This window comes from Photorhabdus sp. P32 (assembly GCF_038085095.1).
In the GTDB taxonomy this organism is placed as follows: domain Bacteria; phylum Pseudomonadota; class Gammaproteobacteria; order Enterobacterales; family Enterobacteriaceae; genus Photorhabdus; species Photorhabdus luminescens.
Genome location: NZ_JAZGJN010000285.1, coordinates 89,873 through 99,604 on the forward strand (window position 1 = coordinate 89,873; position 9,732 = coordinate 99,604).

Genomic DNA, 9,732 nt, shown 5'->3' on the forward strand with positions numbered 1-9,732 from the left:
GCTTTGGCAACGTGGTTATTCTGAATTAGTACTGCCAGTACACACTGAATCCGGTTGTGACTGATGAGGTTTGAAAGCCATCCGGTTTGGATAGAGGGATACCGGCAAACAGGTCATAGCTCACGCCTTTCAGGCTGCCGCGACAGCCCAGAACGCCGCCCGCCAGGTGTTTTCCCAAACGCCGCTCATTTCCCGGCCCACCAATTTCGCCATAATCCATGCCCATATACAGGGCGTGACCATTCAGCGGCGTTTGCCATTCCAGTTCGTTACGGCTGTACCAACCGTGATCTCCATTTAATGTGCGTTCGCCGTCAAATCCGCGTACCGTCCAGCGGTTGCCGATTGAAAATTGATCTTGTGTTGTCAACGTTCTGGCGCTTATTTGGCGCAGGTATTGGGTTTTGTAAATGAAGGGCTGAGAAAATAGGGTAAATGGCGCAGCCAGCGCCGCAGAAAACTGGGTTGTTTTAAGTAGGGCGGTTGCTTCGCCCCGGACCTCTTCTGGCGCGGGTTGAGCGCCAAACCAGCGGGTTCCCTGTTGGTAAGTTACGCCGGCATCCAGGGTCGCTCTACCGATGTAGTGACGATGAGATAATCCTAATTTCCAGCCAGCCGTTTCCCGGCTCTGTACGTCGATTTTCTGGTCATTAATAAAACTCTTGGATGTGCGACGATAAATTTCACCGTTAATCGAGGTTCTCTGATTGGCGTTACGATGCAAAAGTCGGCTGAGTTGGATATTCAGGTTTTTGCTTTCGCCGCTGTATTTGTTATCTTTATTTGGACTGGCTACCTTTTGGTAGTAATCATAATTACTGGCCGTGATGCCCGCCATCCAGTATCCCACCGGTAGGGAGTAATGGAGGGTGTAGTTTTTGCTGCGGCGACCGGAAGGGGAGCGAATATCGCGTCCGCCGGAGATATAAAATAGATCGCTCAACGCAAGAGGATTATCCAGATATAAAGTTAATCCGCTTTGGTAACGCCCGGTACTTTTAGATCCTGAATCGTCTAGGTAGCTAGCCAGTCGCCAATGTCTTGACTGGCGCCAGTCCAGCACAATGTCGCTTTCTCCTAACTGTTCATTCGGTACAATTTCCATACTGGCTTGAACAGTAGGAAAACGTTGTAAATTTTCTAATCCCTGCTCGATATCCCGTAAGTCAAGCAACTCTCCTTCGCGGGGCGGGAATGGGGTTATCCGTTGAATATAATTGCCGCTTTCAGCGGTATAGCGAATATGCCCGATTTTGCCCGGTATGATCATGAGTTTTAATGTTTTGGCATTAAGATTCTGGCTGGGCGCTAATACTCTGCTAGTGACATAGCCATGATTAATTAACCGGTTTTGTATCCGAGTCATTAATATATTAATTCCCTGGGTGCCCAGACAGTGGTTTTCTCCCTGTTGGGCTAAACGTTTTAAAGGTAGCCAGTGAGGAAAATGTTCCGTGCCTTCAAGGACGACACGTGTAATGGGAAAACAGGGCGTATCGTCAGGAAATTGAGAAGGGACGGCTGTTTCAGGAACAGACAGACGAATATCCGCCGGCGGCGGAGCTAATTGGGCTTCCAGTGCTTTCTGTCGTTCTTGTTGATGAATGAGTTGCTGATCTGAAATTTCGGCGGCTTTAACATCGGTAGTAACAATAAGAAAACCAGTAAAAATAATCACCTTTTTTTTCATTATTCTTTGGCATCCTGCACGCGTCATATAATTTTTGGGGCGCTATTAGTCATGAATTTGACTTAATAATCAATATGTAGATATTAATCACTGATGTGATTAAGAAATGCAGGTTGTTATAAATATTCAATAAAAACAATTGGATATGATTTATTGGAAAATGAGCAATAATGGAAAATACTTTATTAATGAATAAGTTATGTGTTTTGAATCAGATGGCCTGATTTAATTCTCTATATTGATGAATATGTGATATATGTCACTAAGAATATTATTATGTAATTAATGTTAAAATAACATATAAAACTATTTCCTTGGGTATTAAATGAATGATAGATGTTATTTTATCAGGTCAGATTGATTGTTTTTTTCAGAAAATATACAGATGGGTTAAATTATTTATGATTGGGAAGTCATGGTCATCATTCTCCTTTCGTTTGGCTTTACCTTTGGTTTTGTTCACTATCTTGGTGATTATCAAAATCAATCACCAAGGTGAAATAATGATTTAACGAGAAATTTTTACTTTATTTCTCTTCTTTTTCACTTGATTTACTGTTGGCTGTCAGCAAATAAGGCGATTGTTGCCAGCGGCTTGGAGCTAATTGCAATAAATTATGCGCCAGAATAAAACCAATTGCTAAAGCGAGTAAAATCATGATCCGAAGTAAGTTAGTTGTGTTATCCACCTGCTTGGATTCTGTTGCTAATTTGTGGGTATCCAGTGTCAGGCGCAAAAAGCCTTTTGGTTCATCTTTTCCTGGGATGGGAACGACTATTTGGTAGTTAAAATAACTGCCCGCTTTTTTACCATCCAAAGATAGGCGATCCCGCACTGAGACGTTTTCCCCGCTATGAGCAACCTGTGTCCCATTGTTAAGATAAACACTGGCATCAAGTATGCGGCTGTTTGTCGTCAGATGATGCAAATTAGCCAATATCTGCTCATTATTAAGATCTTTGCTGCCACTCTCCATATAATCAGATAAGCTGAATGCGACTTGTTTTGCCAAGGTTTTTGCCAATTCCTCAAATTGATCCATCTGGGCTTGTTGGTGAGAACGGCTAAAATAAGAAACGCCCTGCATTAGAAATACTAATAAAGCAATGCAAATCAATATAATAGCTGTTTTATGCAGTCGGAATTTTAATTTAGCTTTGATCATATTTATCTCTTCCAAGCTTTGGCCAACGCAATGTTGCCAGATGCAATATAGAGAGGATAGTTTGAAGCGCAATTTTTTGCTGTCAAATCATGTGGGATTACAGGAGTAGGGATTAATGTCTAATAACCTGGCTTATCACTATTTGCCGGAAGAGGTCCATAAGTGGCCGGGATTGCCGCTTTCGTTAAGTGGTGAAGAAGTTATGCCATTGGATTACCGGGCTGGCGACAGTGGTTGGTTGATATATGGTCGTGGCCTGGATAAACAACGTATCAGTAATTTTCAGCATCGGCTTGGCGCGGCTATTGTCATCGTCTCTTCATGGCGCATTGATGATTATCAGGTAGTCCGTATTGCCGGGAATTTGACTGCGCGTATTAAGCGGTTGGCGGATGAATGTCGTCTGGATGTGGTTCCTTTGGGACAGATCCCAAGGTTGCGATCACCTGGTTTGCTCGTGATGGATATGGATTCAACGGCAATTAAAGTTGAATGTATTGATGAAATTGCCCGTTTGGCTGGCGTAGGTGACAAAGTGGCCGAAATTACCGAGCGGGCAATGCAAGGAGAGTTGGATTTTTCTGATAGTCTGCGGGAGCGAGTTACTCAGTTGGCAGGGACTGATGCTGATATTCTGCGGCAGGTTGTAGAAAATTTACCACTCATGCCGGGGCTGACCAGTCTGGTGCGTAAGTTACAATCCTTTGATTGGCATGTGGCAATCGCATCGGGTGGTTTTACCTATTTTGCCGACCATTTACGCCGGAACTTGCGTTTGGCGGCTGCGGTAGCTAATCAGTTAGAAGTCAAAAATGGCAAGTTGACAGGTAAGGTTATAGGGCCAATTGTTGATGCTAAATATAAGGCTGCTACATTGGTGAAATTGGCGAAAAAACTGGATATTCCATTGGAGCAAACTATCGCGATTGGTGATGGCGCTAATGATTTGAAGATGATCCGCAAAGCAGGGTTAGGTATCGCTTACCATGCTAAACCGAAAGTTTATGCGCAGTCGAAAGTGACCATCCGTCATGCTGATCTCATGGGAGTATTGTGTGTGTTAAGCGGCGGTCTCAAACACGAAGAGCGTTAACAGAGTCTTTAGGAGTGCAGAGTGGCGAAAGCAGCAAAGCGGGCATTTGTCTGTAATGAGTGTGGGGCGGATTATCCGCGTTGGCAGGGGCAATGTAGCGCATGTCATGCCTGGAATACCATTACTGAGGTGCGCTTAGCCGCAGCACCTTCTTCCCGTAATGACCGGTTTAGTGGTTATGCGGGAGATACTGGTGTCAACAGGGTTCAGAAATTATCAGAGATTAGTCTGGAAGAACTTCCTCGTTTTTCTACGGGATTTAAAGAGTTCGATCGGGTGCTTGGCGGCGGCGTTGTGCCCGGTAGCGCGATTCTGATTGGTGGTAATCCGGGAGCAGGGAAAAGTACCTTATTGTTGCAGACGATGTGTCAGTTGTCTGCGCAGATGAAAACTTTATATGTCACCGGGGAGGAGTCGTTACAACAGGTTGCAATGCGTGCGCACCGGTTGGGGTTGCCGGCTGATAATCTGAATATGTTGTCAGAAACCAGTATTGAACAAATTTGTCTAATTGCGGAGCAAGAGCAACCAAAGTTGATGGTGATTGATTCCATTCAGGTGATGCATATGGCGGATATTCAATCTTCGCCGGGGAGTGTCGCTCAGGTCAGAGAGACTGCCGCTTATCTTACTCGATTTGCAAAAACTCGTGGTGTTGCCATTGTTATGGTTGGTCATGTGACCAAAGATGGTTCATTGGCGGGACCGAAAGTGTTGGAACACTGTATTGACTGTTCAGTGATGCTTGATGGTGAGGCGGATTCTCGCTTTCGCACTTTACGTAGTCATAAAAACCGTTTTGGCGCCGTTAATGAGCTTGGGGTATTCGCCATGACAGAGCAAGGATTGCGTGAAGTCAGTAACCCATCAGCCATTTTCTTGAGCCGTGGCGATGAAGTTACCGCTGGCAGTTCTGTCATGGTGGTGTGGGAAGGGACTCGTCCTCTGTTGGTAGAGATTCAAGCGCTGGTGGATCATTCAATGATGACCAATCCACGGCGGGTGGCTGTGGGGTTGGAGCAAAACCGGTTGGCTATTCTGTTGGCGGTTCTTCATCGTCATGGTGGTTTGCAAATGTCCGATCAGGATGTGTTTGTGAATGTGGTGGGGGGAGTTAAGGTCGCGGAAACCAGCGCGGATCTCGCTTTACTGCTCTCTTTAGTCTCCAGTTTTCGGGATAGGCCGTTACCCCGTGATTTAGTTGTATTTGGTGAAGTCGGGTTGGCAGGAGAGATCCGCCCTGTACCCAGTGGGCAGGAACGCATATCCGAAGCCGCTAAACATGGTTTCAAACGGGCGATAGTACCTTATGCCAATATGCCGAAAAAAGCGCTGCCAGAGATGCAAGTTTTTGGTGTGAAAAAGTTGGCGGATGCGTTATCTGTTATGGATGATTTTGATTAAACAGGGAGGAGATATGGGCCAATTTGACTACCTTAAAGAAGCGATTAAACAGACCGGCTATACGTTGCAACAGGTTGCTGATGCAAGTGATATGACCAAAGGTTATCTCAGCCAATTAATTAATGACAAAATTAAAAGTCCCAGCGCCCAAAAGTTGGCTGCTCTTCATCGCTATCTGAGGTTGGAATATCCTATGCAAAATAAAACTGTTGGAGTGGTATTTGGCAAGTTCTATCCATTGCATACCGGGCATATCTATCTGATCCAGCGAGCCTGTAGTCAGGTGGATGAGTTGCATATTATTCTTTGTCATGATGAACCTAGAGATCGGGAGCTGTTTATGAGCAGTTCTATGTCTCAGCAACCCACGGTGAGCGATCGTTTGCGCTGGTTGCTGCAAACGTTTAAATATCAGAAAAATATTCATATTCACTCTTTTAATGAACAGGGAATTGAACCCTATCCACATGGTTGGGATGTGTGGAGTGACGGTATGAAAGCCTTTATGTCGAAAAAAGGTATTAATCCAACTTATATATATTCCAGTGAAACTCAGGATGCTCCCCGATATAAAGAGCATTTAGGAATTGAGACAATTCTTATCGATCCACAACGTTCGTTTATGAAAATTAGTGGTCGGCATATTCGCCAGGACCCATTCCGTCATTGGGAATATATTCCTACGGAAGTGAAACCTTTCTTTGTTCGTACCGTAGCGATTCTTGGTGGAGAGTCCAGTGGTAAATCTACGTTAGTTAACAAATTGGCAAATATTTTTAATACGACAAGTGCTTGGGAATATGGTCGTGATTATGTTTTTTCTCATCTGGGGGGAGATGAGATGGCGCTACAATATTCGGACTATGACAAGATAGCATTAGGGCAAGCCCAGTATATTGATTTTGCTGTAAAGTATGCGAATAAGGTTGCATTTATAGATACCGATTTTGTCACTACCCAAGCATTCTGTAAGCGATATGAAGGACGTGAACACCCGTTTGTTCAGGCATTAATTGATGAATACCGATTTGATTTGGTCATTCTACTGGAAAACAACACCCCTTGGGTTGCTGACGGTTTGCGTAGTCTTGGCAGTGAGCAGGATCGTAAAGAGTTTCAGCAACTGCTGGAGGATATGCTGAAAAGTAATAATATTGAATATGTTAATGTGGATTCACCCGATTATGATCAGCGTTTCCTACGTTGTATTGAACTCATTCAGCAACTTTTAGCGGCTAATCCGAAATGACACGTCAGTTGAATCGTTTGTAATTAGATTTATATATAATATTTTATATGATAAATTAATAAATATATATCCAATCACAATATGCATGGTGGCTGGATATTTTTGTTTGCTGTAAGTAATAAAATATATAACAGCTATTAATATTTTTGATACTTCTATTGATTATTTATTTCTTGAATAAAAACAAAATTAATAATTAAATACTTCCCGGTTGATTTATAAATAAAAGTTTTTGTATTTTTGATTGGTAGGGGAATAAGATAAGGTTGATTTTTTTATTAATAATTTAATGTTCGATGTGTCGCTGTTATTATGATAATTAAATATTAATTTTAACATATTGTTATGATATTAAGGTGTTTTTATCTATAAAAAATTATTTGTCTGATGTTATTTTTTTATTTGTACTAACAAGATAGTCGCCTATTGTTAATGAATGGTTGATAGGAATGGGTTGATCTTGTTTAGTAAAATTTTGATTTTAGCATACAGATAGTCATTTGAAATAGTCACTGGTAGAAATATTGATATACTTTCAATTGAGATATTTCTTATATGATTTTCCCTCGTTTGTGTAATCTTATAATGATGAATATCTGTATTTTTACGGATTGCTCTGGCTGTAAGAGTTACTGATAATGCCAGATTTCTTACACTATTAATTATGCTGAGATAATGAATTTGAATCAAATCGCTACGATTGAAGCCATTGATATTTCATATGGTTTTTCGAAAAGTAAAGCTAACCAGAAAATGATTTCAGACATCACTTTTTCTATTTTTCCAGGTGAATTTACTTTGATTAATGGGGATCTCTGCTCAGGAAAAAGTACTTTGCTGGCAATGATTTCTGGGTTATTGCCTCTCGACGGAGGAAAAATATTAATTTCTGATAACGAATTGGGGAGGATGAATAACTTCGAATTAGATAGATTCCATTTGATGAATTGTGGTTTTATCTTTCAAAGAATTAATTTATCTAATGAACTTACGGTCCTGGATAATTTGCTATTATCTCTCTCTTGTGGAATCACGATTTCTCATCAGGAAGCAATAGTCAGGGCAACCAAGGCACTGAATATTGTTGGTCTGAAGCACAAGAAAGATATATATCCCAAGGAATTACGTGATAATGAAAAACAACGGGTGGCAATAGCCAGTGCTATTGTGAAAAGCCCTCGGTATTTGTTTGCTGATGAGCCAACCCGTTATCTTGATAATGATGATTGCCAAATAGCTATTGATATCTTAAGTTTTATTGCTCATAACCAAAGAGGGACGGTTGTTGTGGCTTCACAGGATAATAGGCTTATCAAACATGCAGATCGTATTATTACTTTGAAAGAAGGAAAGATTATCCATGATACGTATCTTACGCATAACATAATGAATAAGACTATGAGTTTATATCTAAATAATTGAGTGGAAAACGGCCTGTTACCAGGCCATTTTCAATATGATTATTTGCTGATTCTCTTATATTTAATGCGATGCGGTTCCAGCGCTTCTGCTCCGAGAGTCCGCTTCTTATAGTCTTCGTATTCACTAAAGTTACCTTCGAAGAAAGTGACTTTACCTTCATCTTGATAATCAATGATGTGGGTTGCGATACGATCAAGGAACCAACGATCATGGGAAATAACCATTGCACAACCTGGGAACTCCAGCAAGGCGTTTTCCAGTGCGCGTAAGGTTTCAATGTCCAAGTCGTTGGTTGGTTCGTCGAGCAACAGCATGTTACCGCCGACTTGCAGCAGTTTAGCCAAATGCAGCCGTCCTCTTTCACCACCAGACAACTCACCGACACGTTTGCCTTGATCAACGCCTTTAAAGTTAAAACGACCAACATAGGCGCGACTTGGCAGCTCGAAGTTACCAATACGCATAATATCCTGACCGCCGGAAATCTCTTCCCAAACGGTTTTTTTGTCATCCATGTTGTCACGGAACTGATCGACAGAAGCGAGTTTGACGGTTTCACCTAACGTGATAGTGCCGGCATCGGGTTGTTCCTGGTTGGAGATCATACGGAATAGGGTAGATTTACCTGCACCGTTAGGCCCGATAATCCCAACAATCGCCCCTTTTGGCAGAGAGAAGCTCAGATTATCAATCAGAACTCGATCGCCATAGGATTTGGTTAGATTTTCCACTTCCAGAACTTTGTCCCCCAGGCGTGGCCCAGGTGGAATGAACAGTTCGCTGGTTTCGTTACGTTTCTGGTATTCAACGTTATTTAATTCTTCAAAACGGGCCAGACGTGCTTTACCTTTTGCTTGACGGCCTTTCGGATTTTGGCGAACCCATTCCAGCTCTTTCTCAATGGATTTACGACGTGCGGCTTCTGTTGCGGCTTCTTGAGCCAGACGTGCATCTTTCTGTTCCAGCCATGAAGAGTAGTTACCTTCCCACGGAATACCTTCACCACGGTCAAGTTCCAGAATCCAGCCGGCAACGTTATCAAGGAAGTAACGGTCGTGGGTAATTGCGACAACGGTACCTTCGTAATCGTGTAGGAAGCGTTCCAGCCAGGCGACAGATTCGGCGTCAAGGTGGTTAGTAGGCTCGTCCAGTAGCAGCATATCGGGTTTTTCCAGCAGTAAGCGACAGACTGCCACACGGCGGCGTTCCCCCCCGGATAGATGCTCGATTTTTGCATCCCACGGCGGCAAACGCAGGGCGTCAGCGGCGCGTTCAAGCTGGTTATCAAGGTTATGGCCGTCGTGGGACTGAATAATCGCTTCCAGCTCACCTTGCTCTTTAGCCAGTTTGTCAAAATCAGCATCAGGATCAGCATAGGCTGCGTAGACTTCATCCAAACGGGTTAGCGCATGTTTTACTTCGCTAACCGCTTCTTCCACTGCTTCGCGGACAGTGTGCTCAAGATTTAATTTAGGCTCCTGTGGTAGATAGCCAATTTTAATTCCTGGTTGTGGTCGGGCTTCTCCTTCGATATCTTTATCGATACCAGCCATAATGCGCAGTAAGGTCGATTTACCGGCGCCATTCAGGCCAAGAACACCAATTTTTGCTCCTGGAAAGAAACTCAAGGAGATATTTTTCAGAATATGACGTTTCGGGGGAACAATTTTACCGACCCGATGCATGGTGTAAACATATTGAGCCACGT

At 42.9% G+C, this 9,732-nt stretch carries 7 protein-coding genes; 4 read left to right on the forward strand and 3 right to left on the reverse strand.

Going from position 1 to position 9,732, the window contains the following annotated elements:
* Positions 1–25 precede the first annotated feature (25 nt).
* The gene (locus V2H77_RS17990) at positions 26–1,690 is read right to left on the reverse strand and encodes a ShlB/FhaC/HecB family hemolysin secretion/activation protein (RefSeq protein WP_341499894.1); all 1,665 of its coding nucleotides are present in this window, start codon (positions 1,688–1,690) and stop codon (positions 26–28) included.
* 527 nt (positions 1,691–2,217) lie between these two features.
* Positions 2,218–2,856: a YtjB family periplasmic protein gene (locus tag V2H77_RS17995; protein ID WP_341499895.1), complete on the reverse strand. Its 639-nt coding sequence runs from the start codon at positions 2,854–2,856 to the stop codon at positions 2,218–2,220.
* A gap of 115 nt (positions 2,857–2,971) precedes the next feature.
* Between V2H77_RS17995 and serB the strand changes: the two genes are divergently transcribed.
* The 4 genes from serB (at position 2,972) to V2H77_RS18015 (ending at position 8,024) form a co-directional block, all read left to right on the forward strand.
* Positions 2,972–3,949 carry a phosphoserine phosphatase gene (gene serB / locus V2H77_RS18000; protein WP_341499896.1) on the forward strand — a complete coding sequence of 326 codons (978 nt, stop codon included), beginning with the start codon at positions 2,972–2,974 and terminating at the stop codon, positions 3,947–3,949.
* 21 nt (positions 3,950–3,970) lie between these two features.
* On the forward strand, positions 3,971–5,353 hold the full coding sequence (radA, locus tag V2H77_RS18005) for a DNA repair protein RadA (protein WP_265380038.1): 1,383 nt from the start codon (positions 3,971–3,973) through the stop codon (positions 5,351–5,353).
* 13 nt (positions 5,354–5,366) lie between these two features.
* On the forward strand, positions 5,367–6,602 hold the full coding sequence (gene nadR / locus V2H77_RS18010) for a multifunctional transcriptional regulator/nicotinamide-nucleotide adenylyltransferase/ribosylnicotinamide kinase NadR (RefSeq protein ID WP_265380037.1): 1,236 nt from the start codon (positions 5,367–5,369) through the stop codon (positions 6,600–6,602).
* 675 nt (positions 6,603–7,277) lie between these two features.
* The gene (locus tag V2H77_RS18015; protein WP_341499897.1) at positions 7,278–8,024 is read left to right on the forward strand and encodes an ABC transporter ATP-binding protein; all 747 of its coding nucleotides are present in this window, start codon (positions 7,278–7,280) and stop codon (positions 8,022–8,024) included.
* 38 nt (positions 8,025–8,062) lie between these two features.
* Here V2H77_RS18015 and ettA read toward each other — a convergent pair whose 3' ends face one another.
* The gene (ettA, locus tag V2H77_RS18020) at positions 8,063–9,730 is read right to left on the reverse strand and encodes an energy-dependent translational throttle protein EttA (RefSeq protein WP_341499898.1); all 1,668 of its coding nucleotides are present in this window, start codon (positions 9,728–9,730) and stop codon (positions 8,063–8,065) included.
* Positions 9,731–9,732 lie beyond the last annotated feature (2 nt).

Coding starts and splice junctions, on each gene's coding strand:
- V2H77_RS18015 (WP_341499897.1), top strand. CDS start 7,278: ATGAATTTGAATCAAATCGCTACGATTGAAGCCATTGATATTTCATAT.
- serB (WP_341499896.1), top strand. CDS start 2,972: ATGTCTAATAACCTGGCTTATCACTATTTGCCGGAAGAGGTCCATAAG.
- nadR (WP_265380037.1), top strand. CDS start 5,367: ATGGGCCAATTTGACTACCTTAAAGAAGCGATTAAACAGACCGGCTAT.
- V2H77_RS17995 (WP_341499895.1), bottom strand. CDS start 2,856: ATGATCAAAGCTAAATTAAAATTCCGACTGCATAAAACAGCTATTATA.
- V2H77_RS17990 (WP_341499894.1), bottom strand. CDS start 1,690: ATGAAAAAAAAGGTGATTATTTTTACTGGTTTTCTTATTGTTACTACC.